Origin of the sequence: Calothrix sp. PCC 7507 (genome assembly GCF_000316575.1) — a bacterium.
Lineage (GTDB): Bacteria > Cyanobacteriota > Cyanobacteriia > Cyanobacteriales > Nostocaceae > Fortiea.
Genome location: NC_019682.1, coordinates 4627233 through 4652278, shown reverse-complemented (window position 1 = coordinate 4652278; position 25046 = coordinate 4627233). Strand labels below are relative to the sequence as shown.

General features: G+C 41.3%; 20 protein-coding genes. 7 read left to right on the top strand and 13 right to left on the bottom strand.

Features of this window, described 5'->3' with window-relative positions:
- Window positions 1-10: 10 nt before the first annotated feature.
- Window positions 11-3091 carry a hypothetical protein gene (locus tag CAL7507_RS19910; RefSeq protein ID WP_015130289.1) on the bottom strand — a complete coding sequence of 1027 codons (3081 nt, stop codon included), beginning with the start codon at window positions 3089-3091 and terminating at the stop codon, window positions 11-13.
- Window positions 3092-3514: 423 nt separating this feature from the next.
- On the opposite strand from CAL7507_RS19910, the gene CAL7507_RS19905 reads away from it, so the two are divergent.
- On the top strand, window positions 3515-3721 hold the full coding sequence (locus tag CAL7507_RS19905; RefSeq protein ID WP_015130288.1) for a chlorophyll a/b-binding protein: 207 nt from the start codon (window positions 3515-3517) through the stop codon (window positions 3719-3721).
- A 275-nt stretch (window positions 3722-3996) separates the two neighbouring features.
- On the opposite strand, the gene CAL7507_RS19900 is transcribed toward CAL7507_RS19905, so the two are convergent.
- The 7 genes from CAL7507_RS19900 to CAL7507_RS19870 form a co-directional block, all read right to left on the bottom strand.
- Window positions 3997-5295 (bottom strand): O-antigen ligase, encoded by a 1299-nt coding sequence (locus tag CAL7507_RS19900; protein ID WP_015130287.1) that lies wholly within the window; start codon window positions 5293-5295, stop codon window positions 3997-3999.
- 358 nt (window positions 5296-5653) lie between these two features.
- Window positions 5654-6820, bottom strand: a complete 1167-nt coding sequence (locus tag CAL7507_RS19895; protein ID WP_015130286.1) for a glycosyltransferase family 4 protein — start codon at window positions 6818-6820, stop codon at window positions 5654-5656.
- A 118-nt stretch (window positions 6821-6938) separates the two neighbouring features.
- Window positions 6939-8201, bottom strand: a complete 1263-nt coding sequence (locus CAL7507_RS19890; RefSeq protein WP_015130285.1) for a glycosyltransferase family 4 protein — start codon at window positions 8199-8201, stop codon at window positions 6939-6941.
- Between the two features lie 91 nt (window positions 8202-8292).
- The gene (locus CAL7507_RS19885; protein WP_015130284.1) at window positions 8293-9111 is read right to left on the bottom strand and encodes a hypothetical protein; all 819 of its coding nucleotides are present in this window, start codon (window positions 9109-9111) and stop codon (window positions 8293-8295) included.
- Window positions 9112-9235: 124 nt separating this feature from the next.
- Window positions 9236-10735, bottom strand: a complete 1500-nt coding sequence (locus CAL7507_RS19880; protein ID WP_015130283.1) for a lipopolysaccharide biosynthesis protein — start codon at window positions 10733-10735, stop codon at window positions 9236-9238.
- Window positions 10736-11291: 556 nt separating this feature from the next.
- Window positions 11292-12089 carry a WecB/TagA/CpsF family glycosyltransferase gene (locus tag CAL7507_RS19875; RefSeq protein WP_015130282.1) on the bottom strand — a complete coding sequence of 266 codons (798 nt, stop codon included), beginning with the start codon at window positions 12087-12089 and terminating at the stop codon, window positions 11292-11294.
- A gap of 508 nt (window positions 12090-12597) precedes the next feature.
- The gene (locus tag CAL7507_RS19870) at window positions 12598-12834 is read right to left on the bottom strand and encodes a hypothetical protein (RefSeq protein ID WP_015130281.1); all 237 of its coding nucleotides are present in this window, start codon (window positions 12832-12834) and stop codon (window positions 12598-12600) included.
- A gap of 319 nt (window positions 12835-13153) precedes the next feature.
- Here CAL7507_RS19870 and CAL7507_RS19865 point away from each other — a divergent pair, with 319 nt between their 5' ends.
- On the top strand, window positions 13154-13732 hold the full coding sequence (locus CAL7507_RS19865; RefSeq protein ID WP_015130280.1) for a gamma-glutamylcyclotransferase: 579 nt from the start codon (window positions 13154-13156) through the stop codon (window positions 13730-13732).
- A gap of 502 nt (window positions 13733-14234) precedes the next feature.
- Here CAL7507_RS19865 and leuA read toward each other — a convergent pair.
- The 3 genes from leuA to CAL7507_RS19855 all read right to left on the bottom strand — a co-directional run bounded on the left by leuA (window position 14235) and on the right by CAL7507_RS19855 (window position 17054).
- Window positions 14235-15959 carry a 2-isopropylmalate synthase gene (leuA, locus tag CAL7507_RS19860; protein WP_015130279.1) on the bottom strand — a complete coding sequence of 575 codons (1725 nt, stop codon included), beginning with the start codon at window positions 15957-15959 and terminating at the stop codon, window positions 14235-14237.
- Entirely contained in the window at window positions 15953-16162 is a 210-nt protein-coding gene (locus CAL7507_RS31815; RefSeq protein ID WP_144051235.1) for a hypothetical protein, read from the bottom strand. Before CAL7507_RS31815 ends, leuA begins: the two co-directional genes overlap by 7 nt.
- Window positions 16163-16454: 292 nt before the next feature.
- Window positions 16455-17054, bottom strand: a complete 600-nt coding sequence (locus CAL7507_RS19855; RefSeq protein ID WP_015130277.1) for a chromophore lyase CpcT/CpeT — start codon at window positions 17052-17054, stop codon at window positions 16455-16457.
- 354 nt (window positions 17055-17408) lie between these two features.
- On the opposite strand from CAL7507_RS19855, the gene CAL7507_RS19850 reads away from it, so the two are divergent.
- Window positions 17409-18422 carry an NAD(P)-dependent alcohol dehydrogenase gene (locus CAL7507_RS19850; protein WP_042342320.1) on the top strand — a complete coding sequence of 338 codons (1014 nt, stop codon included), beginning with the start codon at window positions 17409-17411 and terminating at the stop codon, window positions 18420-18422.
- 68 nt (window positions 18423-18490) lie between these two features.
- Here CAL7507_RS19850 and CAL7507_RS19845 read toward each other — a convergent pair whose 3' ends face one another.
- The gene (locus CAL7507_RS19845) at window positions 18491-19729 is read right to left on the bottom strand and encodes a zinc ribbon domain-containing protein (RefSeq protein WP_015130275.1); all 1239 of its coding nucleotides are present in this window, start codon (window positions 19727-19729) and stop codon (window positions 18491-18493) included.
- 347 nt (window positions 19730-20076) lie between these two features.
- Here CAL7507_RS19845 and CAL7507_RS19840 point away from each other — a divergent pair, with 347 nt between their 5' ends.
- Together CAL7507_RS19840 and CAL7507_RS19835 are read left to right on the top strand one after the other, a co-directional pair.
- Entirely contained in the window at window positions 20077-21663 is a 1587-nt protein-coding gene (locus CAL7507_RS19840) for a B12-binding domain-containing radical SAM protein (protein ID WP_015130274.1), read from the top strand.
- Window positions 21664-21827: 164 nt separating this feature from the next.
- Complete coding sequence (locus CAL7507_RS19835) at window positions 21828-22835, top strand: hypothetical protein (RefSeq protein WP_015130273.1); 1008 nt, start codon at window positions 21828-21830, stop codon at window positions 22833-22835.
- 129 nt (window positions 22836-22964) lie between these two features.
- On the opposite strand, the gene CAL7507_RS19830 is transcribed toward CAL7507_RS19835, so the two are convergent.
- Window positions 22965-23702, bottom strand: coding sequence for a carbohydrate ABC transporter permease (locus CAL7507_RS19830; protein WP_236556784.1), 738 nt, complete (start codon window positions 23700-23702; stop codon window positions 22965-22967).
- Between the two features lie 87 nt (window positions 23703-23789).
- Here CAL7507_RS19830 and CAL7507_RS19825 point away from each other — a divergent pair, with 87 nt between their 5' ends.
- Together CAL7507_RS19825 and purN are read left to right on the top strand one after the other, a co-directional pair.
- A complete protein-coding gene (locus CAL7507_RS19825) occupies window positions 23790-24314 on the top strand; it encodes a hypothetical protein (protein WP_015130271.1) in 525 nt (174 codons plus the stop codon).
- Complete coding sequence (purN, locus tag CAL7507_RS19820; RefSeq protein ID WP_015130270.1) at window positions 24311-24955, top strand: phosphoribosylglycinamide formyltransferase; 645 nt, start codon at window positions 24311-24313, stop codon at window positions 24953-24955. The genes CAL7507_RS19825 and purN overlap by 4 nt, the downstream gene beginning before the upstream one ends.
- Window positions 24956-25046: the final 91 nt, after the last annotated feature.

Below are 25046 nucleotides of genomic sequence, written 5' to 3'. Positions count from 1 at the left end.
TAAGGTCAAGCTACACAATCACAGCACTTGCTCCACCTAAGGCTGAGAAAATTGCCGAGACAACGGCTGTCGCAAACAACCACCAAGCGGCTGTAGCTGCGGCTTTACGGGTTTCTTCTGCTTGACGCTGTGCCTGGTGCTTCATCTGTTCTAGACGGCGTTGCGCTTCATGTTGTAGGCGTTCTGCTCGTTCCAATACGGTGTTGCGGGCGCGTTCAATTTGGTCAATAATGCGGTTGGCATCTTCCTCAGAGATATCCTCACGGGAACTGATGACTGCTACTAGGGTATCGCGGTCAAAGGAAGATAGGCGATCGCGCAATGCATCAAATCCCGCTTGAGGATCTGCAAACAACTGACGGACATCGTGCTTAATGCCATCATAGTTGAGTTCTGGGCGATCTAAGGAATTGAGATAGTTACGGATGCGGGCAAAAACTCCCTCAACTGCGTCTTGAATTTGGCGTTGGATGTTGCGTATTTGTTCGACAAATTGCTCCTGTACTGAAACGATGTTATCGGCAATTCGTGCTGCTTCCTCATCAGAAATATCTTCTCGAATTTTCAGCAGAGCGATAATTGTCGAACGGTCAAAATGGGAAAGGCGATCGCTCAAACTTTCTACTCCCACTCGCGGATCATGCAATAACAGTTGTAGGTCGCGTTTAATACCTTCAGGGTTGAGTTCTTCTTTACCAGTTTGCCGCAAATACTCCTCCAGATAACCCTTGAAGGTTTCCATTCTTTGCTGGGTTCTAGTAGCTAGACGACGAGGAGCGCCGACAAAGCTCCGAATTGAAGTTTGTACGGAATCAATAATCTCGTTGACTTGCTGTTCACTCAAGTCTTGACGTTGACTCAGCAGTTTCACTAGGGTGTCTCTGTCTATGTGTGACAACCGACGACGCAGAGCCACAGCTCCATCTTTCGGGTTTTCAAACAGTCTGTTTAAATCCCGTTGAATACCTTCAGGGTTGAGTTCTGCTTTACCTGTTGCCCGCAGGTAATCTGCGATGCTGGTAGTAACAGAGTCATATTGATCCTTAGCTTTCTGTGCTAATGCTTGCGGTGCATGGCGGATATCATGCCATGATTCCTCAACAGTATCGATAATTTGATTAGCTTGATATTCGCTCACATCATCCCGCTGACTCAACAACTTGACTAAGGTGTCGCGGTCAAAGCGAGACAACCGCGCCCGAATTGCGATAGCGCCACCTTGGGGATCTGCTAACAGGCGTTTGAGATCAGCACGGATTGCATCAGGGTTTAATTCCCCTTTCCCAGTGTTCCGCAGATATGACTCGACATTCAACCACAGGGACTCTGCTTGATATTTTGCTTGTTCTGCCAGCCCTTGAGATTCTACCAAGACGCGATCGCGTTGTTTTTCTAAATCATCCAGAATTATTTCTATTTCTTCTGGCTGAATGTCGTTGCGTTCCCACAGAATCTTCCGTAGTTCCTGGCGGTCAAATTGTGCGAGTCGCCGGGATTGGATTTCATAATCAGCATCTGCATCGGACAACAACGGTTTGAAATTGCGCTCCATCCCTTCTGGAGTCAAATCGGCTTTACTACTAACGAGCAAATAACTTTCTACTCGCCGTTGTAAGTCTTGTAATATCTCCCTTTCTTCGATGGATATGACTGTCACTAGCACTTCTTGGCGGACAGATTCTAGCTGATCTGCAATTCGCTGGATTTGTTCTTGAGTCAGCAATCCCCGCTGTTGGAGGAGATTGACAAAATTTTTGCGTTCCAGTCCCTCTAATTCCCGTCGCACTAATCCAGGGTTCGCCGCCGGATCGTAGATGACATCACGAAATTCCTGGGTAATTCTTTCTGGACTCAATTGCCAAGCATAAGTATTATGCAGGTAGTTTTCGACATCGGCGCGAATTGGGCTATAGGGTTGTGATGAAGTGAGTAACCCCATCTGACCAGCTTTTTCAGTCACCTGATCTTTGGCTGTAGATAGCGATCGCCAAATTTTTTCCACATCCAAATCCGAAAGATCCGTCCTTCCCAAAACAATCCCCGTCAGCGCTGATAATCCTTGCTGAATTGGGCCTGGTATCTTTTGGTTAGTGTCCTTAGAGGTGCGTGTTTCGGCGATTAACCTCTCCAGTTTGGTGTTGAGTTCATCCGTTTTAGCTTGTCCTGGTGGTAGAGATTTCAAATAGTTAACTAACTCACCAAATTTGTCTTGGCTAGGTTCTTGCTCACTCACTACTTGCTGCCACAGTTTATACAGCGTATCCGAGATGCGGTTAACATCACGTTTAGAAAGGTCGGTGCGATCGCTCACCAAATTGATAAACCGCTGGCGATCGATGTTGCGGAGTTCTGGACTGCTGGCGATGGCTTTAAATTGTGGATCGTTGAGTAACTTTTCAAAGTCACCGCGAATCTTGGATATATCCAACTCTGGGGGACGTAGCTTATCTATGTAATCCTCTATGTTCTCTTTAATACTAACTGGGTCCATAACACTACCGAATTCTCGACGCACAGCGGCGGCGGCGGCTTCAGCTGTCGCTACCACTTGATTATTAACAGCTTTTGCCCCTAGTGCGGCGGTAGCGGTTCCCATAATTGCTTGAAAACCAGAAGTGGCGCTGTGAAATACTGAGCCAATTAAAGACCCTACAGTCGTAGAACTAAACCACACGAGCAACAAGAAGTATGCACCCCAAATCACCAACCCCAAAATTGCTCCTAATCTTGGGTCTAAAATCACAAGGCTTAGTTTGACGGCGAGGAAAGAAGCAATTAATAAAGCAACTGTCACCGAGACTAATGTCCACATCCCCAGTGCTGTACCAATTTTGCGAATCGTACCGCCTAAACTTCCCCCTTCCTCAGTCTCTGCATCTGAGTTAGATGAACGCCCCAGGTAAGAAATACCAGCAGCAAAGGAGAGATTTGTCAATACTAATTGGAAAGCAAACGCCAAAATCACACCTGAGATTAAAGCAACAAAGAAACGCGGCCCAGAAATGAGAGCTGATGCTTGCGTTGGTGTAAGTGTTGATGTCTCTACTGGCAACTGTGCAAGCCCCAGCATATTTTCCATACTCTGAAACATGGTATTTCCTTTCTATAAGCCTAAATGTGAGGAAATTAAAAATTAAGCAAGTAGCAACTTTGTATTTGTGACAATACCTACCTCTTACTGCTCTCAGAATCGTGGAATTTAGGCGCTTAAAGCATCTCTCTAAAGTTTGATACGCTCATCTAGCGTTAGGTAGAACTTTGGCAACGAAACTGCATAATTTTCCGATAATTTTCCGAAGAATTGCTGCAAATGCAAATTAAAAGCACCCGATAAACTATCTGCAATTTTGAATTTTGAATTGTTTATCACCCCCTGGAGGTGGATTTATTGGCATCAATAGGCTTCTGATTACCGTCCACAAGTAGTGCTTTTAGTTTGTATCTACAGGCGGAAATCAGTTTGCTAAGGAATAGCTAAATTTAAGGAGCAAATCAAATTATTCAGGACAAAAAAATGCAACCTCGCACTTCTAAGGATTTACCCCCAATTGTTCCAGAATATAACAATTTAGACCGTAATGCTTTCCTATTCGGCTGGACTCCTCAAGCGGAAATTTGGAACGGTCGCTTCGCAATGATTGGCTTTCTTGCCTACTTACTTTGGGATTTAGCTGGCTATAGCGTTGTTCGTGATGTTCTCCATTTCATTCGCTATCAGTAGTCTATTTCATAAGTTCTGAGAGGTTTGTGGTGTTCAGATTCCCGACTTCTTTAAGAAGTCGGGAATCTAGCAGATCAGCAAAATTAATGGGACAGACCACTAGTTAAGAAGAATTGTAGAATTGTAGGGTGGGCAATGCCCAACACCACTTGACGCCAGTCCGCTCAAGTCGGGAAACCCGCCCAGGCTGGCTCCTTTAAGCCGGGAAACTCTAGTCGAGCAGTGGCTCCCCTACCTGTAGTTCAAAAATCAAAGCGGACTGCTATAGTTTTTATTCAATATAAAATTTGAGGATAACGCTGATAAATTTTCATTGCTGCTAGACCTACACCATACATTGTCCATATCCAAATACCACCTGTTGGTCCTTCAATCACTACCTCAAATGTTGTTACAGTCATAGCTGCTACCCAATAAGTGAGAAGGGTCAGAAATATACCCGCCCATTTTAATTGCTTCTGGACTCTACATTGATAATATTTGAACAGTATGCCTCCAGCCCAACTAAGTTGAACTAACAACCATAGAACTAAACCCGGAACACCGGTACGTGCGAGGATTGTTATATGTCCATTGTGTGGGCTGCGAACAAAACCATCACCTAGAGGATCAAAACCAGAATCAGTTGCCAAATTTATACCGAAACCTTTGCCTGTCCAGAAATAGTCTCCAAAAAAAGTGTAGTTAATAATATAATTCCACCACGCTAAACGAAAAGTTTTTGTTCCCTGTCTTTCTTTATTATCAATAAAAATACTATTTATTTTGGTAATTAAAGGCTGAAATAATTCGGGATTGATAATGAAGCACAACAAGATTATAAATAGTACAAAAGACATTATTTGCCAAATCTTACTTTTTCGATAATTAGTAATACTTAATAAGGTGAAAACATTCAAAAATGCGAGTGAGCCTGCACGGTTGGCATTTATAATGACAACTCCCAAGTTAATTAAAAACATTAATATAAACAATATAGGTTTAAATTGTAGTAAATTTGAACTGATAAAAAAAGTAGCGATCGCCGATAAATGAGTTAATGTATCAGCGGGTTTAAGAGTAATTATCTCTATATCTCTTGAACCTGGCATGATGGGCAATTGTACTCCTTTTGATACTACCCATAAAACAGGAATAATAATTATAAAAATCTTGCTAAAAATTTTATATTGCTCAACCATAAATAGTAATCGCTGTGGTCTACCAACTAGTAGAGTAGCGACTATTAAAGCAAAGAAACTATAATACCAAATTGCCGCATCTCGGAAAGTATATAAGCCATATTTGGAGAAATAAGGTATTGTATTGATGGAACACCACAGCATGAAAAGTATCAAAAACCATGTTTGAGGTAGTTTAATAATTTTCAGAATTGATTTGTTAATGCTTAAAGTTACTAACCCAAAAATCAGGGTAATTTCACCAATGTAAGCAGGAGCAATACCAAAATACGAAAACCCTCTGCCACAAAGGGCGTAACCTAAGAGCATCCAGCTATGCCAAACTAGAAATTTATCACCTAGGAAAGTTTTTTTTGGATGAGTAATAAATGAATGACTTCTGTCTCCTAGCATCTGATATTTTGCCTGTGATAATTGGGTATGAAAATTATGAAATTATTTATCTGGATATATAGGATTCATCCTTGAATTTGGCAATCCAAGTAGGGTGGGCAATGCCCACCATGTCATGGTTTTGGTGGGCATTGCCCACCCTACACTTAAGATTAAATTGTACGGAATTTTTTCAATAATCAAACCGGATGCCTATATATCAGAATGTTGGGTTACGCAAAGCCTCCACCCAACCTACTAGCTACAATTTTTTTTGCCCCATTTTAGCCTTGTCACGCCACTACGTATCTGTTCAAAAATCAAATCGTAGTCCTATATATCGCATTAAAGTGTTGATTAAAATAGCCTAAAATTAATGCTATGAAGTACAAGCAACTAGTTGATAAATAGCCATGATTTGCTGGTAGTTTTGTTGTGCTGTGTACTTCAGTTCAAACTCAGATCTGGCTTCTTGGCGCATCTGATGAAGTAAGGCTGGATTTGCTATAGCCCATAACACCTTGGCTGTTAAATCTTCTGAGTCGCCAGGTGTAAAATGTAAGCCTGTACGACCAGATTCTACTAATTCGGCGATCGCTCCAATATTGGCAGCAATTACGGGAGTACCTTTAGCAAATGCTTCAACTGCTACCCGACCAAAGGTTTCATACCACTTGGAAGGAAAGATGACAAACATCGCCTCTCCCATGAGATTATATACCTCTGACATCGATCTGCGCCCCAGCCATTCCACATTGGGTAGTCGATTTACTGATGCAATTACCTGAGCCGCCAAGGGACCATCCCCGACAATTTTCAAGGGAACTTTTCCATCTAAATGTTCCCAAGCCGCAAGTAAGGTGTCTAGTCCTTTTTCTGTGGAAAGTCTACCGACAAATAGAGCATAGCCACCGGAACCTTGACCTACACCAGGGTCAGGATGTACAAAGTTAGGCTTAACGACAATTTTTTTTGCGGGTAAACCACCTGCAATCAACTTCTGCCGTGCAAACTCAGTTAAGGTGATATAAAAATCTACCATTTCTGTCCAAGTGTGCATGAGACGGTGTAAAGTTAACATGCTGGCTACAGCTGTGGTTGCTAAATGATGTTGACGATAGCAGCCATGTAAAACCCCAGGAAGAGGAACAGACTTCCCTAAGCAATCCTCACAAACCTCTCCATCACGAAAAAATAAGCCATTGGGACAGAGAAGACGGTAATTTCGCAGTGTCTGGACTACAGGTAAGCCTGCAGACTTGGCTGCATAGTAGACAGATGGTGAAATTAACGGGAAAAAATTCTGGATGTGGACAAGATGACAATGCGATCGCCTAAGTTTGTGTTTAACAATGTTGTAAGACTCCGTTGACCAGACGGTTCTCAGGGCGATCGATACCTGAGAAATTGTTGCTATGCGATCGTTGTGTTCTTTATAGACATCAACTTCGTGACCCATTTCCCGTAACAGGCTCTCTTCCGCCTCGCAAGATTCGTCTTCACCACCACGAATCTGATAGTTGTTATGTATACTTAATATCCGCATGAGGAACTCGTACCATTTTAGATTTTACGGAAAGTCTGAGCGCTGGCTTCCGGCGATGGCTTCGCCAACGCTAAGAGCGAACAGAACTTTCAAAGACAGATTTTGGATTGTCAGAGAGCTACTGTATAAGCTTTTGCTCATTCCATCTGTCGTATTCTTTTTTTATTGGTCTCAGAATCTCTTCATAAAATTGAGCTAAAAGCTGACCCTTAACTTCCCAAGCAAAGTTCTCCCTAGCCAACTTTTGACCAGCTTGTCCCATCTGTCGGCGCAAATCTGCGTCCAAAGCCAAACGAGTCATCGCCTTAGCTAAGTCACACACTGTTTGTTCCGGAGTATGAGCCGGAATCTTGAAGCCTGTATCTTCTGTCACTTGCAAAGCCGGTCCCCCCAAATCCAAGCAAATCACTGGGCGACCTGCAGCCATTGCTTCCATACAAACGAATCCTCCCGACTCATGTAGACTGGGATGAACCAAGATATGAGACTCCCCTAAGAGTTGAAAGATTTGCTCTCTTGGGAGTTGACCCCAAAACTTAATTTGTTCAGAAATACCTAGTTTTTTAGTAAGAGTTTGCAGATGTTGGCGTTCTGGCCCGTCCCCAAGAATCCAGTATTCACTATTAGGTATGGCTGCTTGGGCGAACGCTCTCAAACCTAAATGAAATCCTTTCCAATGTAATAGTCTGCCGATACTAAAAAATTTAACTGGTAAGATATCCGGTATGGGAAACTGAGAAAGTTTTGCTATTTCAGACTGGGATAAACCAACAGCAGAAAAGATTCGCACATTCACCGCACCAAGTTTTTGCAATTTTCCTGCTGTATCTTGAGTTGTTCCCCAGGCTAAAATACTTTTCTTGGCAGTTAAGCGCAAAAATGGATCATATTCTTTGCACCAACGAATCCAGCTTCGTAGCATCTCATAAATTTTGCCACGAAGATTGAAGTCTTGCCAGAAAGCATACGGTGCAGATTCTCCACCCCCAACTGGCCCCCAAATAAAGGGAACGGGTAATAAAGAGAGAAAACTAGGGTAAGTATAAGTGCCGTAAGTAACATGATGTAGCGTCTCAAAGCCAATTGCTTGATGTAATTGGCGTCCTACAAAATATGCTTGTATTTGCCACAAGTAGTAATGTAGATGTCTAGTTATAAAACCAATTTCTCCCCACTTAATACCAGGTAAATCAGAATAAATAAATTCTAGTCTAGGTATTGATTTTTTCTTGATTTCAGCGTCAATAAATAGACGATTATCTTCACGAGTTAGCACCCAGACTTGATGCTTTTTTGCTAGTTCCTGAATTGTGTTCCAACCTAGTCCCGGTTCAGAACCCATATCTGGTCTACATGCATAGGCTGACACAAGCACTTTCATTAATTAACTACTCCTATTTAAAATTAATCAGCTAATTGACCTTGGATTTACCTATTCCATTGTGTTAACTGTCAACCAAGAAAACCACAACTCATATCTCAGATAATAATTTAATGAATAACTTCCGACTTTTTGTTCTCATTTTTTGTAGTATTAGCTGTTGTTGTCTCGGCTGACAAAAACCTCTATTTGAGTAGTCAACATCTATCTCATGTGTTTTAAACAAATTAACTACAGCAGCTTCTACCCACTTTCCTTGAGTAATTCCCGTCGCATAGTAAGGGTAAATAAATTTCTCTTTTCGATTAAAATAGTCGATATTTTGACAATAAAATGTGTCTGGTTTTTTGTTGGCTCTGATGGAACCCCAACGCTCAAATTCCGATCCAGACTCATTTGGTTTCAGATAAAATAGTAATCTATGTTTTACCCAAAGCCCTGCTTGCAAACTCAGGCGATAGTTGCATTTTTGAGCCAATTTCCAAAGTAAAGGATATTTAGATGAATCTTCATAAAACCCATTTTTATTACTTAATATTTCCATAATTCGGATATGAGAATAACCTTCTCGCTCCATAATTTGCAGAAAATCATTGATTATCCCAAAATTGACGTAATTGTTGAGAAAGTAGTCTTCTTGTAAATAAAGTATGTATTTTGTCTTAATTTGATTTAGACAGAGAATCAGGCGATCACTCCAATTCAATCTTTTTCCTGATTCATCAATTCCTACTTGAGAGCATTTAATATTTAAACCTGGATAAGCGAAAGTTTTTCTATTTGTATTTAGAACTATTGGATATGGACAATTCGTCCAGTAGATAGAAAAAAGCTTAAAGAAAGGCTGCCAACAATCGTCATAACTATCTGTGCTATTAACAAGAATTGTCAGTGATGTATTATTTTCCATTTACCATTACCACAATGATATCAATCAAATAAGCAAATAATTTTATTTTTGAAATGCACTTAGTAGTCCCATCACATCCGAGTTTTGGCACTTTACTATTAACTAAAGTTACTAGCGATAAATTTCATTTTTGAAAATTGCGTAAAAGACCTAAGTAGAAAGATTTTTTACCAAATACATAGAACATTAGTAAGAGATAAACTATGGTCATCACCACAGAATAGATAATTACTGTGATCCAGATTGGCAGGCTGGCGTTGATGATTATCTTGATAGCGAAGACGATCGCACTCGCGACTACGGACGATACGAATGTTGGTTGGATGGTCTGCAATACATCCAGCATGGTGATAGCTGTGCCTTGGATAGCAAAGTAAATGCAAGGAACAGTCTGTAAAAGCATTGCTATGGCGTAGGCTAAAGCAACTCCAGATGCTTGATGTGGTAAACCGACAAAAAATGATGTCACAACTAAGGATGAAGAGAATAGACCCCATTTGAACATTCGATCAGCTCGACCAGTGGAGACATACAGCCAAGCAGTGGTGTGACAAATAGGTTGAACCAATGCAGATATGCTTAAAACTCGAAAGAGTTCTGCGGTTCCATTCCATTGAGAACCAAGCAGTAATTCAATCATCTCTTCTGAGACAATTACCAGAAAAGTGACTGTCGGCATAGTCAAAAAGGCTACTATGGCGATCGCTTTGAGATAGTAGTAGCGAAATTGTTGCGGTTCCTGTTGTACTCTACTCAAAGTGGGAATAGCAACACGTGCGATCGGTGTACTAATCTGGGTAAGCGGTAGTAGTAGCAATTGATAAGCCTTAGCATATAAACCCAATTGTTCAGCACCCCAATATCTCCCGATGAGAATGTTGTCGAGGTTGCGAGCAAAATAGTTAATCGTACCAAAGCCTGTCAGATGACCACCAAAAGCCAGCATTGAGCCTATCCCCGATCGCCCTACAGGAAGACTTGGCCGCCAATCGCAGCTCATCCAAACTCCTACAGTATTTACAACTGCACAAACCAGTAGCATAATTACTAATGCCCAATAGCCTAGACCAAACAAAGCTGCAGCGATCGCCGCCACAATCCCCAGCGCCATCGAGAGAAGATCATTGAACATCAGCGCTTTGTATTGCATCTGGCGATTGAGCAACGCTGTGTGTTGCACGCCAAATCCACTAATAATGAATCCACTTGCTAGCGCTAGAGTAATCCCCAGCAAACGGGGTTGGTCATAAAACCAGGCCAGCACCGGTGCGATCGCCACAGTAATGAATGCAGTAGCAACGCTCAGAGCTATATTCACCCAAAATAGAGTACTAACTTGCTGGTGATTAATCTCTTCTTTCTGGACAGTTGCAGTTGATAACCCTAAGTCTTTGAACAGTGTGACAAACCCAGTAATGGCAGTCACCATACCTACTATTCCGTAATCTTGCGGTGTCAACAATCGAGCTAACACTACATTAGATATTAAATTCAAGCTGAATTTAAAAACTTGGGCAATCATTGTGACTGCACCACCCCGGATTGAACGATTTTTTAGATCCTTCTTCAGATGATCGGTGCAGAAATACTGATTTTTTTCACCACTAGAATAGAGATTTTTCATGAATTCAGCCTAAATTTAAGCTGATAAGTCAATATCAACTCAATAACGACAAACTAGCTCAGAAATTTATCCCTAGATCAAATCCTGTCTGACCTATATTTTTAGCCTGATCGTGGGATTAAATTGAGATAATTCTTGTGAGAAATTAGCTAATTTTTTGAACTGTTTGCTAGATAGGGTTACTATCAATTTCCCAACTGTATACCTGTCTCTCATGAAGTACCTCTTGATCGGAGAGCAGATTCTTTCTGATCAAACTTGCAAAAAGCAGAGTCGCTGAAAACACTTTTCAACTATGCTTTGAACACATTGAAAAATTCTCAAGTTTGATAAAAAAGAAAAGAAACACAGAACCCTTAACTTACAAACAATCTCAAATTAACAGTTTTCAGTCAGGTGTTAGTGGTATTTTTTACCTACACCGACAAACCTGATAACTGTTTACTGACAAAGTGGATAGTCTATAAAATATAGTCGGCTTTTTCAGTAACTAGATCATCTGTCTAGAAGATGATATTGATTTGTCTCTATCCAGAATAGTTCCGACAAAACTCCTTCAATCTCCAGTTTCTTGCAAGAAAACTCCTGCAAGACGACTTGATGACAGCAATTGTTTGCTAGCTAGCCAAATAAAGGGGGGTATCGTCTTTATATAGCGCCGCCAGAGTCGGCGTGGCTCTTGAATCCAGCGATACAACCATTCCAAACCTAAGTCTCGAACTATACGGGGTGCGCGTTTTTGAATTCCTGCGTAAACAGGGAAAACTCCACCCAATCCAATCATGACTGCTTGAATTTTTCCTCTGTGTTGAGCCATCCAATGCTCTTGTTTTGGACACCCCAGAGATACCAAAACTATACCAGCGCCACTTGAGTTAATCTTGCTAATTAAATCTGTGTCTTCTGTTTCTGTTAGGGGATGAAAGGGTAGGGGTTCCATGACTGCTATTTGCAGTTGCGGGAATTCTTGCTCTAGCCTTTTTCGCATTTTAGACAGAATTTCGGTTTGGGAACCTACAAAAGAAATACTGATATTTTGTGTTTGCATTAGCTGACACAATGCGAGGAAAATATCCATTCCGGCGACACGATCTTGGTAATGCGCTCCTAGTCGGCGCATCATCCAAACTAGAGGCATTCCATCAGGAGTAACTAGGTCTGCATTGCATAATACACTAGCAAACTCTGGATGCCAATGAGCCTCCATTAACATATGCACATTAGCTACACATACAGCTTTACTTTCTTTAGCGATCGCCCACTTCATTATTGTTTGTATCTGTTCGTTAAAGCCTAAGGCAGTAATGGGAAAATCAAGCACTTTTTTAGTAGGTAGAAACACTCTTCCCACCATAGACGCTCCTTGTATCAAATACAAAAATCCTATTGATTGCTTAGTGCATTATCAACATCAAGTGACTTTTTCCAGGCTTTTATAGCGGTTCTCTGTCTGATGCAATACGATCAAGGGCGGGAAAACCCCGCCCCTACAGGCTTGGCGATTTAAAACTGTACCTCACTGATCGGAAAACCGCTACAGCATGGGGTGACATGCACATATGAAGATTCTATCCCTTTGTCAGTCAACTTTCAGCTACTCTGCCTATTCCTACCATTTACCTGCCACCGTATATTAGTTTACGGTTTAAATCAAAGGCTTTTACATTATGCAGAGCAAAATTTATTTTTACTTCATAATTTATTTTTAATTAGTTCATGCAACCATAATAACTTTGCTATATCTAGTTATGTATAGATTTTTTGGAGAAATATTTTGTGTAGAATTAAATGTTTTGTCAAAATCTCTATTAAATACTTATGGGAATTCAAACTTATCAATTACCACAGAAATTACGGTGTACTTAAATAATCATGCTGTGCTTTTTTTGCTTATAATATGAAAGCGCAAAAAATAGGGGGAAGATTTGCTTTTCTTCCCCCTGTCGATTATTTTTGTTATTGTCTGCTTTGTTAGCTTCTTTGAGTTTTTGCCGGAGCATTTGCCTTTGCTTTTTGAGTTGTCGCTTTCTCGCTGAACCGCCTTTGCCTTTGTCATTCCTGCCTTCTCGGCGGGGTGATTCCCATCTTTTCAGTCGCATAGTCTTATGCCTTTTTTGAGCAGTTTAGTGTTACTTTTAGCTACACATGTACTACAAATATAGTAGCTGATCATAATCTGATTGTCAACTCGCAATATTCGCAACAAACGTAGTATTTGATGTAGTTTAGTCTTGCTGTTCCAGGACTACGTTGAAAATTTGGGTAATTTGATCGCTTGTGTGTAGACTGTGGATTAAAGAGGTATTTTTTTATTAAAATTCAGTATAAATTAAAACTACGATTTATCTATCGGATTACAGTTGTATATTTTTGTTTTTGATGGTAAACTTTTATTTATGGTGAATACTTCTAGAAATAATGAGCAATCATATTGGACACTTACACCATAATTGGGTGCAATCTTATGATCCGGCAAAGCTAGAGTCGAAACTGCAACCAAGGCAACAAGAAGAGCCGATGTTCTACTATTTTGCCTATGGATCTTGTATGTGTCCAGTGGATTTGAAGCGATCGCTAGGTGAGCATACTCACCCTTATGTCGTTGATACTGGCATACTTAAAGGCTATCGATTGGGGTTTTATCTCTATTCACCTACTCGTCAATGCGGTGTTTTGGATGTGGTGAAAGATGCCAAAGCCAGTGTTAAAGGTGTGCTATATCAGTTACCCTGGCGATTGAGCGATCGCCTAGATATACGTGAAGGTGTTTCCCAAAGCGTCTATAGTCAAGAATTAGTAGATATTCATTGCCAAGACCGAATATATAAAAATGTTCGCACATATGTAGTAGTAAACAAACTTGCAGAGGAAGTCGCACCAAATGATTGGTACTTTAACATTGTGTTGCGAGGTGCTGTCACCTGCGGCCTACCAGAAGAATATTGCTGGAATTTGTTTAACCATATGTACCAATTACAACTAAGTAAATCGGCGTAAATAATTGTCGCTGGGATAAAGCAATAAGGTTTGAGCCTTGTTTAGGTTTCTTCACACGGTTCGCTTTTATTGTGCCGACTTACTTACAATCAACGGATAACGCACCAGGAAATGTGGCTTGCTGTTAACCTTTAACAGCAAGCCGAGGGACTCTAAGGAACTTCCAAATAAAAAAATAACCAATCGCTCCGTAAGCAGGGGGAGTCAGAAAAATAAAATCTGAATAAATTGGATAATTTATTTTCTGGAAGTCCCTCATCCAAGGTATTGAGTTGGGTGAAATATTTTACAACACTCAGTACTGAGTACTGAGTGCTGAGTGCTGAGTAAAGAAGATTGAATACTCAATACTTTTGCACTATGGTAAAAGCCCCGCCCGATGTCAAGCGGAATCTTTTAATACAGGAGTTGGTTGATACCCCACCCCTCTCCTGTCGGAGACGCGCAAGGGACGTGGGTGGTCTTTTTAACTCAGCACTCAGCACTCGGAACTCAGCACTTTTCATTGAGTAAACACAGCTTCTCTCTGAGCTAAACTTTGGACTAGTTTGGCTTGAGCCTCTGCATCTATTAACTTCCAGGTTCGGTTAACAGCGTTGAGAATTGCGATCAGCGATGCAGTCACTATATTGCTATGAATACCGATTCCGTGTAATGGCTGTTGCACAAGATTACCTGCAATCTCAACATAGGCAACGGCATCAGCATTGCTGCCACAATTGCGGGAATGTTCTTCATAATGGTGAATTTGCAGATTCAAACCCAAGGCATTCACAAAAGCATCAATAGGGCCATTTCCTTGTCCACAAATTGCGATCGCTTGTTCATTCAGTTGTAATGTTACCCAAAGACGTTGAATTTGACTGTGATCATCGGTTTGCAATAACTGATGGGAAATGTACTTGAGTGGTTTCTCTGGTTGTAAATACTCTTGCTCAAACAATTGCCACAAGTCTTGTGATGACATTTCCTTGCCGCTGATATCCATAACTCGTTGGACAATCTGACTAAACTCGATCTGCAACTGTCGGGGTAACACCAAATTGTAGTCTTGTTCCAGCAGAAAGGCAATGCCGCCTTTACCAGATTGACTATTCACTCGTACCACTGATTCATAGCTACGTCCAACATCTTTAGGATCTAGGGGTAAATAAGGAATTTCCCAGAAGTCATTAGTTGACTGTGCCGCAAATCCTTTTTTAATTGCATCTTGATGGGAACCGGAAAAAGCTGTGAACACCAGATCACCGACGTATGGATGACGTGGGTGAATTGGCAACTGTGTACAATCTTCAACTATGCTGGCGACTTCGTTGATGTGGGAAAAATCCAAACCAGGGTGGATACCTTGGGTGTAGAGATTCAATGCCAAGGTGACTAAATCAACATTACCAGTGCGTTCGCCATTGCCAAACAAACAACCCTCAACCCTTTGTGCGCCTGCCATTTGGGCAAGTTCTGCAGAGGCGATCGCACAACCGCGATCGTTATGTGTATGCACACTCAAAATCAAGCTATCTCTAAATTGCAAATTGTTGTGCATCCACTCGACTTGATCGGCAAATACATTGGGGGTAGCGACTTCCACAGTTGCAGGCAGATTGATAATGGCTTTTTGCTGGGGTGTTGGTTGCCAAACTTCCAAGACAGCGTTACAAATTTCCTTGGCGAAGTCCAATTCGGTGGCTGTAAAGGTTTCCGGTGAATATTGAAATTGCCAATTTGTATTTGGTTGTGCTGCTGCCAACTCATTAAATAATTTAGCAGCATCAATAGCCAGATTAATTGTTTGCAGACGATCCAAGCCAAAAACTGTCCGCCGAAATACTGGGGAAGTGGCATTATACAAATGCACGATCGCCCGTTTAGCACCTTGTAAAGCCTCAAAGGTGCGACGGATCAAGTGTTCTCTAGCTGGTGTCAAGACTTGGATGGTGACATCGTCAGGAATTAACTGTTGTGCAATTAAATTTCGCACAAAATCGAAATCGGTTTGTGAAGCGGATGGGAAAGCGATTTCAATTTCTTTGCAGCCAATATTGACTAACAGATTGAACATGCGTAATTTGCGATCGCCATTCATCGGTTCCATCAATGCTTGGTTACCATCTCGTAAATCAGTACTCAACCAGATGGGAGGATGAGTAATTGTTTTAGTCGGCCAAGTACGTTCAGGGAAATTAATGGGGTGAAACTGGCGATATTTTGTGGCGGGATTATTTAACACTGTCGTGATGTCCTTTGATGTCGATTTGGTTGATAGTGATGAGGCGTTGTGGCACGAGAGTTGTTGAAAACAATAGGGTTGCCAGGTTGCCAAACCTGACATACCACAAGTAGTCGCAGCAATGCCTCTAGCAATAAATGCGATCGCATAAAAATCTCCTGATTGAGTTGATAGTTAACTGATTTAATCTGCGATCGCTCCATTCTTGGCAGGATGCAGATAGTTATTTAACTGAGAAAAACTTGATTATGATGCCAAAGCTATTTGCTTTCTAGGCATAGTAGCAGCCCTAGACCTAATGAAAGGCTAGAAGTTAGTCGTAGAGATGGCTGCTGAGTAGACATAATTTTAATATTTCACTACCTAACTTAGAATCTTAGCGGCAATAAGTTGATAGGTCAACAGTTATCAGTTATCAATGAAAGGCAATAGGCAAGCCATCCACAAGGGGTGGGGTTTCTACCTAGCTCTTAATACACTGATAACTGATAACTGTTAACTGATAACTGTTTTCACTTCATCAGCAAAACTACCCCACCGGACAAAGTGAAAAGGCCCAGCGACAGATCCCCAGATATGTGCATCAGTATCTAAATCCCGTCCCCGATCGAGGCTGATGAATTTATCTTCGTCAATTTCAAACTCGCTATCTAGATAGGTTTTTTGCCCTTTGCGAAAGACGATGCAGCCTTTTCCTGGCTCCACAGTGCCTTTAAAACTGTTACCAGTCCACTCTACAATCATGTTGCAGCCTGGTAACTTTTCTAAATAATCAGCGTTTAAGGTTTTGAGGCGTTCGAGGTTACGAGATGCGCCGTAGAAATTTTTTTCTTCCTTAACAGTGTAGTTTTCGATTTGGATGCGATCGCCTGCGTTAAACAACTTCAATACTCTCACGCGATAGGGGTCATTGAGGTCATAGTCATAAGCTTGTTCAACAAAAAAACTAACCCCTGATAACACTTCCAAGGGAAGGGGACGCATACACACGCGAATATGGGCATAAAAAGGAGGGTTTTCAAAAGCTTGTGCTTGATTGCTAAAATCAGATGCCATCCAGCGCGCTAAAGTGGCAATATCCGTAGAATGAGTCATTACAGATGATCAACTATTAAAAATAATCTGGGAGTATTGTAGAGCTTGGCAATGGTCATAGGGAATGGGGCATGGGGAATGGGGGATAATCATTGATGTTTTATGCGTCTAGGAAGTTGGCAGTCATAGCGGTTTTGAGATCAGTGAAGTACAGTTTTAAATTGCAAAGCCTGTAGATACTGTCTTGAAGAATCAAGACAGTATCTACGAATGTATTTGTTGTATTCTTTTTTCAAATCGGTATAAGTAGTCGTTATCTCCCAAGATACCTGACTTCCTCGAGGAAGTCGGGTATCTCACTGCAACTTGGTATAACCTAGTGCTAGGAAAATCAAGATATAAATGTTTCTAGCCGTGAAAGCCTACGAAATTCAAAGCAACGCTGGGATTGAAGCACTAGCATTAGTCGATCGCCCTGAACCCAAACCTACACCAGGGCAAGTTCTCGTGAAAGTTAAAGCCACATCTCTCAATTACCGTGACTTGCTGATGGCTGAAGGAATCTACGGTTCTAAGCTGAAATATCCTCTAATTCCCATGTCTGATGGCGCGGGGGAAGTTGTAGCTGTCACAGAAGGTGTGACACGGGTGAAAATAGGCGATCGCGTCGCTGGTATCTTCTTCCAAGACTGGATTTCTGGCTCTTTAACCAAAGAGAAAATGAAATCGGATCTGGGAGGCGGAATAGATGGGATGCTGGCTGAATACGTCATCTTGCACCAAGATGGATTAGTAATTTTACCCGATTACTTATCCTATATTGAAGCGGCAACTCTGCCCTGTGCAGCCGTTACAGCTTGGCATGGACTAGTAACAAAAGGCAATCTTACCGAAGATCACACTGTATTATTACTCGGTACAGGCGGTGTTTCTATATTTGCCCTCCAATTTGCCAAAATCCACGGCGCTAAAGTCATTATTACTTCTAGTAGTGATGATAAATTAGCCAGAGCTAAAGAACTTGGTGCTGACGAGACGATCAACTACAAAACAACACCCGATTGGGAGAAGAAAGTCTACGAACTAACTAATCGGATAGGCATAGATCATGTGATAGAAGTTGGTGGTGCAGGGACTCTCACAAAATCTCTACAAGCAGTTCGCATTGGGGGACGTATTAGCTTGATTGGCGTGCTATCAGGAAGAGGGAGTGAAATTGACCCTCTGCCGATACTTTTCAAGAGTTTAACAGTGCAAGGTATTTATGTCGGTAGTCGAAAAATGTTTGAGGTGATGAATCAAAAGATTACCCAGCATAAATTAAATCCGATTATTGATCGAGTTTTCCCTTTTAATCAAGCAAAAGCAGCCTACAGTTATCTTAAAAGTGCTGCTCACTTTGGGAAGGTTGTAATCCAGATTGATTGAGACTAGCGAGGGAAATCAAGAAGGGAATTATTAGCCCAATAAAATAATTTTATTGAAAATCATGAGAGTTAATTAGTAGAATTTTGAGGAGAACCGCATTCTTTGCAGTATGGCAAATGTTTGTAAGTAACATTGTGACAGTTTGGGCATTCAATATATTGATAAGTTCCACAATGTGGACAGTAGATGTCATGGGGTCGAATTTTTTTGGCACAGTGAATACAGCGAGATTTCTGAATTCTATTAGCTGCTTGGACTTGAGAATTAAAGACAACTTTTTGCATAAATTTGATAATTCCAAAACCAACAAGTGGAATTATCAAGATATAAACATAGCTGATGAGGAAAAGTAACCCACCAAAAAGAGCGCTAACAATATCGAAAATAAATTGAAAAACTACACCGATTTGCAGAAATTCAAAAATTTTCAGGATCAGCGGTATAAAAAAGATGACCAATAAATGCCAACTTATCAGTGATATCAGTCCATATCTTCTTGCTTGAGTAAATTTATTAACTAATAAGGCAATGAAAATTAGCGGTATCAGAAAGAGGGATTGAAAAGCTAGTTGGATACTTGGATACCAAAAGGATGACTGTTGATAACCTTTTTTAACTGTCTTAAATTTATCATCATCTTGAAGAAAGGCTATAAAACCAACACTTTCTGGTTTAGTAATCAGTTCGGTTTTCAGATTAGAAATTTCCTTCTTCAGGATAGAAATATTCCGCTGATTTTGCTCTAACTCAAGTTTGGCTTTTTCCGCACCAACTGCATTAATTGATTGCTCACGAGGTTGACCGGCAATTTTTTCTAAAAGTGTGGAATCATATTGAGAACGGATTTGGCGATTAGTTTGATCGAGGTTATTAACTTTTGTTTGTTTCTGATCAATAGTTTGGATAATTTGCCGATTTTCAGGGTTTTTAATTTTATCTTTGTCGGCTGCGTAGTTCAGGCATGTTTCCGAAACTTTGCCTAGATGTCCCGCTTCGACTTGTTGATAGGTTTGCTGAAAACTAGGTTGATTGTTTATGCTATGTGTTAGCGATCGCCTAATAATTTCATAGTCTTTATCTTTATTGGTTTGTGTCAGGTAATCCTGCCACTCAGCATAACAAGGATAAGCCTGGTTTGGGCTGATATGCCATCTGCTAATATCATCCAAGCCCGTAAAAACATTGATGAGGATAAAAATATCAATCAAAATAATGACAATCAAACTCACTTTATTTAGTGGTTCGTTGTTGATTGTCCTTGACTTATTGAAAAATTGATTTAAAAACTGGCGTATTCTGATAAACATATTAAATAAGTTGGCGTCAATAATTATCGTTGCAATCAGGCGGAATACAGAAGGGAAGAAGGTTTTTTCCTGCCTATCTACATTAGGTGTGAATTAATCAGTGAGATATTAAAACTACACCACCTGAGTGACAGCACACCATGATAGAATACAATCCCCACTGTTGAGGTGGGGAATATAAAAGTAATTTGCTCGGCTATGCTTCTAGCTAATACAAAAGTACTATAATGGTATTTTTACTTTCACTGGTTGAAAGGTAACTGCAACAAGTCTAGAAAAGCAGCGTCTAAACTTACTGAAGATTCGTTAAAGTGGGATCACAATCAAAGTGTGAGGATTGATACTGTATGCGAGTTTTACTAGTGTACCCGATATTCCCCAAAACCTTTTGGTCATACGAAAAAATTTTGGAGTTAGTTAATCGCAAGGTTTTGTTACCACCTTTGGGTTTAGTAACAGTGGCGGCAATTTTGCCCCAAGAATGGGAATTTAAGCTGGTTGATCGCAACATTCGCCCAGTTACTGAGTCAGAATGGGCATGGGCAGATGTAGTAATATTCTCTGCAATGATTGTTCAAAAGCAAGACCTACTGGATCAAATTCAAGAAGCAAAAAAACGTGGAAAATTGGTTGCTGTAGGCGGCCCATACCCAACATCTGTACCTCACGAAGTGCAAAATGTCGGGGCAGATTTTCTGATTTTAGATGAAGGGGAAATCACCCTCCCAATGTTTATTGAGGCGATTCAAAAAGGTGAAACATCTGGTACTTTTCGCGCCACAGAAAAACCAGATGTTACCAACACACCTATACCCCGCTTTGATTTACTGGAACTTGATGCTTATGACATGATGTCTGTGCAGTTTTCCCGTGGTTGTCCCTTCCAATGCGAATTTTGTGACATTATTGTGCTTTATGGACGTAAGCCACGGACTAAAACCCCAGCCCAACTTTTGGCAGAATTAGATTATCTCTATGAATTGGGTTGGCGGCGTGGTGTGTTCATGGTGGATGACAATTTTATCGGCAACAAACGTAATGTCAAGTTGTTGCTAAAAGAGTTAAAAGTTTGGATGAAAGAGCATAATTATCCTTTCCGTTTTGACACCGAAGCTTCTATTGATTTAGCACAAGATCCAGAGTTAATGGAGTTGATGGTGGAGTCGGGTTTTGCAGCGGTGTTTTTAGGTATTGAGACACCAGATGAAGATAGTTTGCAGCTGACGAAGAAGTTTCAAAATACTCGCAGTTCACTGACTGAGGCGGTGCAAAGCATCATCAAAGCTGGATTACGCCCGATGGCAGGGTTTATTATCGGATTTGATGGTGAAAAAGCAGGCGCAGGCGATCGCATTGTCCGTTTTGCCGAACTAGCAGCAATTCCCTCCACAACCTTTGCCATGTTGCAAGCGCTACCAAACACTGCGCTGTGGCATCGTCTAACAAAAGAAGGGCGACTACGAGATAATCAAGACGGCAATATCAACCAAACCACATTGATGAACTTCATTGCTACCCGTCCTCTCGAAGATATTGCTAGAGAATATATTGAAGCTTTTTGTGCGTTATACGACCCAGTAAAATACTTAGATCGCACCTATCGCTGTTTTTTAATGATGGGTGGTCCTAGTTGGCAAGCACCAGCTAAAATGCCAGAGTGGGTGGTGATTAAAGCGTTGTTGATTGTGATTTGGCGACAAGGAATCAAACGAGAAACCAGATGGAAATTCTGGCATCACTTGTTCAGCATCATTAAGCGTAACCCAAAGGTTGCCGAGCATTACCTCGCGGCCTGTGCCCACAACGAGCATTTTCTCGAATATCGCCAAATTGTGCGCGATCAAATTGAAAGTCAACTAGCTGAATATCTCGCCCAAGGTGCAGAAACACCATATGTGTTGCAGCCGAAAAAAGCGGAGGCGGTAGTTCGTTAAGCTTGGTTATGGGTAATTAGAAGCATTACCCATGATTAATTACATCATAGTTAAAACTTTAAAAACCTTGGTAGTAAGTTCGTGATTAATGCTGAGGTATTTATGAGTATGCGAGATAGAAACTAGACTAAACACTCTTGCTATCAACAACAGCTTACTAGAATATGGATTTCATCAACCAAGCACAAAATTTCGCATCTCAGGTTAGAGATCAAGTTCAAGAAGTAGCAACTAATACAGCCAATGGTATAAATGAAGTGGTTGATGGCATCAAGAACACTACTACAGAAATTACCACTTCAAGTATTAATGTAGTCACTAATTTACAAGGTCTTCAAACTGTACAAAACGTCAGCAAGGTATTTGCAGAAACTGCTGTTGGGGTTGGTGCTTCTGGTTTGGTAATAGTTGATGCATTGCAAAACTTGCCAAAAACAGCCGCTCAATTAGCTGAAGAAATGCCCAAAATTGCCAATAGATTAAGGTATCGTGCTGGTCTGCGAGTGGCAGATCAACCCCGTTCTGATGCAGATGTGATCAAGCTGTTTGAGAAAATTCCTGGTACATCAAAACTTGGGGCTAACGAACACACGATTCGTCAATTCCTCAGGGATAAACATGGTAGTCATATTATCCCCCGCTCCCAAGGTGGCTCGAATGGTGCTGACAACATTCTTTGGGAAGTGGGTGTTGACAATCTCCGTCGAGGTGCCGAAGTCATGACTGTTGGTGAACAATTTTATATTCGGGTTTACAATGCGGTAGATTCCATTGTCACCAATTCTGGAGCGATCGCCAGACTGGGAATTACTGCTACGGGAACAGCCATTCTTACCCAGGTTACAGTGACAGCAATTTCATACTCCTTGGATCTTTACCGGGGTGATATTACTGTTGAAGAGTATAAAAATTTAATTTTGGCAACAGCAAAAACAACAGGTATTGCTACACCAATTGTTTTTCTGGTCTTAGTCGCTGTGTTAGCCCTATTCCCAGAATTTACAGTCATATTGTCGGCACCAGTGGTAATTGCAGGCTTCAATTCCCTATTTGGTTTGAGTATTGCCATGCCAATTATTCAATCTCTACTCCGTCATGCCCAAGCTGGAGGTTTTGGGATGGAAGCTACTGAAGCTTACAAAGATGTATTTGGTGGTTCTACACCTACTTAACTAGTACAGCGCGGCGTAAATAAACATACCATTTCAAATGGCGCAAGAGCTTGGAATACAATTCTTTTGACTTTTGACTTTTGACTTTTGACTTCCGCCTTGCGGTACTAGTATAGGATTTACGCAAAACTACACGCGGTAGGGGCAATACCCTGCGGGAAGCCTCCCCGCGTCTACATGAATTGCCCCTACAGTAAAATAAGGGTTTCGGCTATTGTTTGCGTAAGTAGGGTGGGCAATGCCCACCAGATCCAGGTTTTGGTGGGCATTGCCCACCCTACTAGTTGAAATGAGGGACTGTAGCGTCTCGCTCACGCGGGCTTTTCGGCCCGCATTGAAGCCGAGTTGTTTCCAAATACTCAATAAAATTAATACCGGCATGGCCCAAAAAGTATCTCCCAACCAGGGAATGGATGGAATGCCGAATAATCCTAAAAATGCGTTGACTGGGCCAGCGGTTTGAAACAGCCAGCGAAATCCTAAGCCAGCCGCCACTAAAGAAATAATTGAAGGGAGAAAATAGGCACTCCGCAGTATTCCCCGCAAGGCAAAAGAACGGTTTAATAAAACTGCCAGCCCCAAAGGGATCAGTAAACTGGGAATGACGGTGGCAACGGTAAAATAAAAAGTGTTGAACAGAACTTGCCAAAAATCTGAGTTGAGTAACAAACGCCAGTAATTTTTGAACCCTACTAGATAAGTGCCTGTGGATGTAAAACTACCAGCGGTGAAACTGAGATAAAACAAATAGGCGATCGGCCAGATAATAAATACACCAAGCAAAATCAGTGCTGGTGTCAGAAAAATCCAGGCAGCGATCGCATCATTATCTAGTAGCTGCATCCTAGAGAAGCGGGATCTTTTCATGGCCATGTAAGCTATTGAATGTCGGTGGGGTGTGATTTTACGCAGAGCTACTGCTAAGATCCTTACAATTTAGTGACTATTATCCAAATGTTTAAAATCTTCCCCTACTTTGACAAGTTCTCAACTGCTAGCGTATTTATAGCACTATTGATGGCGCTCGACACAACAGTACTGGCTCAACCTGTAACAGCACCGCCAGCAACACCACCTCCGGTAGATCAGTCTACAAATGCGATCGCTCAAAAATTATTGGGGCAATGGGAAGCAAAAGATCCTGCATCCCCAATCACGTTAAACTTTATTTTCTCACCAGACGGCAAATTATTTATTTTTTCGCCCAATTCTCAAGCTTCTGTGGCTGTCGAATTTAAATACAGCATCAACCCCACGCTGCAACCTATGCATCTAGACATCACAATCCCTAGTAAGAAGGAACCTGTGCTGACAATTTTTGAACTCACCGCTGATGGTAAACTGCGGCTGCAATTAGATAATACTGATCCAGGTAAACCCAGGCCGAAAGCTTTTTCTGAGACACCAGCACTATTCACAAAGGTTTCGGATACTACGAAATTACCGGAAAATGTCAAACTTATCGACCCTAGTATATGAGTGAAATAGATGCTGCTAGTGCTAGCTTAATTGTGCCCCAAATCCCCAGCTACGAAATGAAATCAAGTAATCCCTTAAAACTGGGAATTATGGCTTCGGGAAATGGGAGCAATTTTGAAGCAATTGCCCAAGCGATCGCCGCAGGACAGCTAAATGCCCAAATTCAAGTTTTGATTTACAATAACCCTGGTGCAAAGGCGGCGATGCGGGCAGCAAATCGGGGTGTAGAAGCTGTGCTGTTGAATCATCGTGACTACAAAAGCCGTGAAAAATTTGATCACCAAATAGTCGAGAAGTTGCGGCAATATGATGTAGAATGGGTGATTTTGGCAGGTTGGATGCGTCTATTGACAAAAGTACTAATGGATGCATTTACTGACAAAGTGATTAATGTTCATCCCAGCTTGTTACCCAGTTTTAAGGGCATCCATGCAGTAGAACAGGCTTTAGCCGCTGGGGTGAAAATCACCGGCTGTACAGCACATCTAGCTTGTTTAGAGGTAGACAGCGGGCCAATTTTGGTGCAAGCAGCAGTACCTGTATTACCAGACGATACAGCAGAAACACTCCATGCTAGGATTCAAATTCAGGAGCATAGAATTTTGCCCCAGGCGATCGCTTTAGCAGCACAACGACGATAAACAGTTATCAGTTAACAGTTATCAGTTAACAGACTGATTCTTCGACTCATGAAGACTACTTAGACTTGTGAGCGTACAAGTTCGCTCAAGA

Bases quoted from the DNA above. Each gene is read 5' to 3' on its own strand.
- CAL7507_RS19910 (WP_015130289.1), bottom strand. From the start codon at position 3,091: ATGTTTCAGAGTATGGAAAATATGCTGGGGCTTGCACAGTTGCCAGTA.
- CAL7507_RS19905 (WP_015130288.1), top strand. From the start codon at position 3,515: ATGCAACCTCGCACTTCTAAGGATTTACCCCCAATTGTTCCAGAATAT.
- CAL7507_RS19900 (WP_015130287.1), bottom strand. From the start codon at position 5,295: ATGCTAGGAGACAGAAGTCATTCATTTATTACTCATCCAAAAAAAACT.
- CAL7507_RS19895 (WP_015130286.1), bottom strand. From the start codon at position 6,820: ATGCGGATATTAAGTATACATAACAACTATCAGATTCGTGGTGGTGAA.
- CAL7507_RS19890 (WP_015130285.1), bottom strand. From the start codon at position 8,201: ATGAAAGTGCTTGTGTCAGCCTATGCATGTAGACCAGATATGGGTTCT.
- CAL7507_RS19885 (WP_015130284.1), bottom strand. From the start codon at position 9,111: ATGGAAAATAATACATCACTGACAATTCTTGTTAATAGCACAGATAGT.
- CAL7507_RS19880 (WP_015130283.1), bottom strand. From the start codon at position 10,735: ATGAAAAATCTCTATTCTAGTGGTGAAAAAAATCAGTATTTCTGCACC.
- CAL7507_RS19875 (WP_015130282.1), bottom strand. From the start codon at position 12,089: ATGGTGGGAAGAGTGTTTCTACCTACTAAAAAAGTGCTTGATTTTCCC.
- CAL7507_RS19870 (WP_015130281.1), bottom strand. From the start codon at position 12,834: ATGCGACTGAAAAGATGGGAATCACCCCGCCGAGAAGGCAGGAATGAC.
- CAL7507_RS19865 (WP_015130280.1), top strand. From the start codon at position 13,154: ATGAGCAATCATATTGGACACTTACACCATAATTGGGTGCAATCTTAT.
- CAL7507_RS31815 (WP_144051235.1), bottom strand. From the start codon at position 16,162: ATGGAGCGATCGCAGATTAAATCAGTTAACTATCAACTCAATCAGGAG.
- CAL7507_RS19855 (WP_015130277.1), bottom strand. From the start codon at position 17,054: ATGACTCATTCTACGGATATTGCCACTTTAGCGCGCTGGATGGCATCT.
- CAL7507_RS19845 (WP_015130275.1), bottom strand. From the start codon at position 19,729: ATGTTTATCAGAATACGCCAGTTTTTAAATCAATTTTTCAATAAGTCA.
- CAL7507_RS19840 (WP_015130274.1), top strand. From the start codon at position 20,077: ATGCGAGTTTTACTAGTGTACCCGATATTCCCCAAAACCTTTTGGTCA.
- CAL7507_RS19835 (WP_015130273.1), top strand. From the start codon at position 21,828: ATGGATTTCATCAACCAAGCACAAAATTTCGCATCTCAGGTTAGAGAT.
- CAL7507_RS19830 (WP_236556784.1), bottom strand. From the start codon at position 23,702: ATGAAAAGATCCCGCTTCTCTAGGATGCAGCTACTAGATAATGATGCG.
- CAL7507_RS19825 (WP_015130271.1), top strand. From the start codon at position 23,790: ATGTTTAAAATCTTCCCCTACTTTGACAAGTTCTCAACTGCTAGCGTA.
- purN (WP_015130270.1), top strand. From the start codon at position 24,311: ATGAGTGAAATAGATGCTGCTAGTGCTAGCTTAATTGTGCCCCAAATC.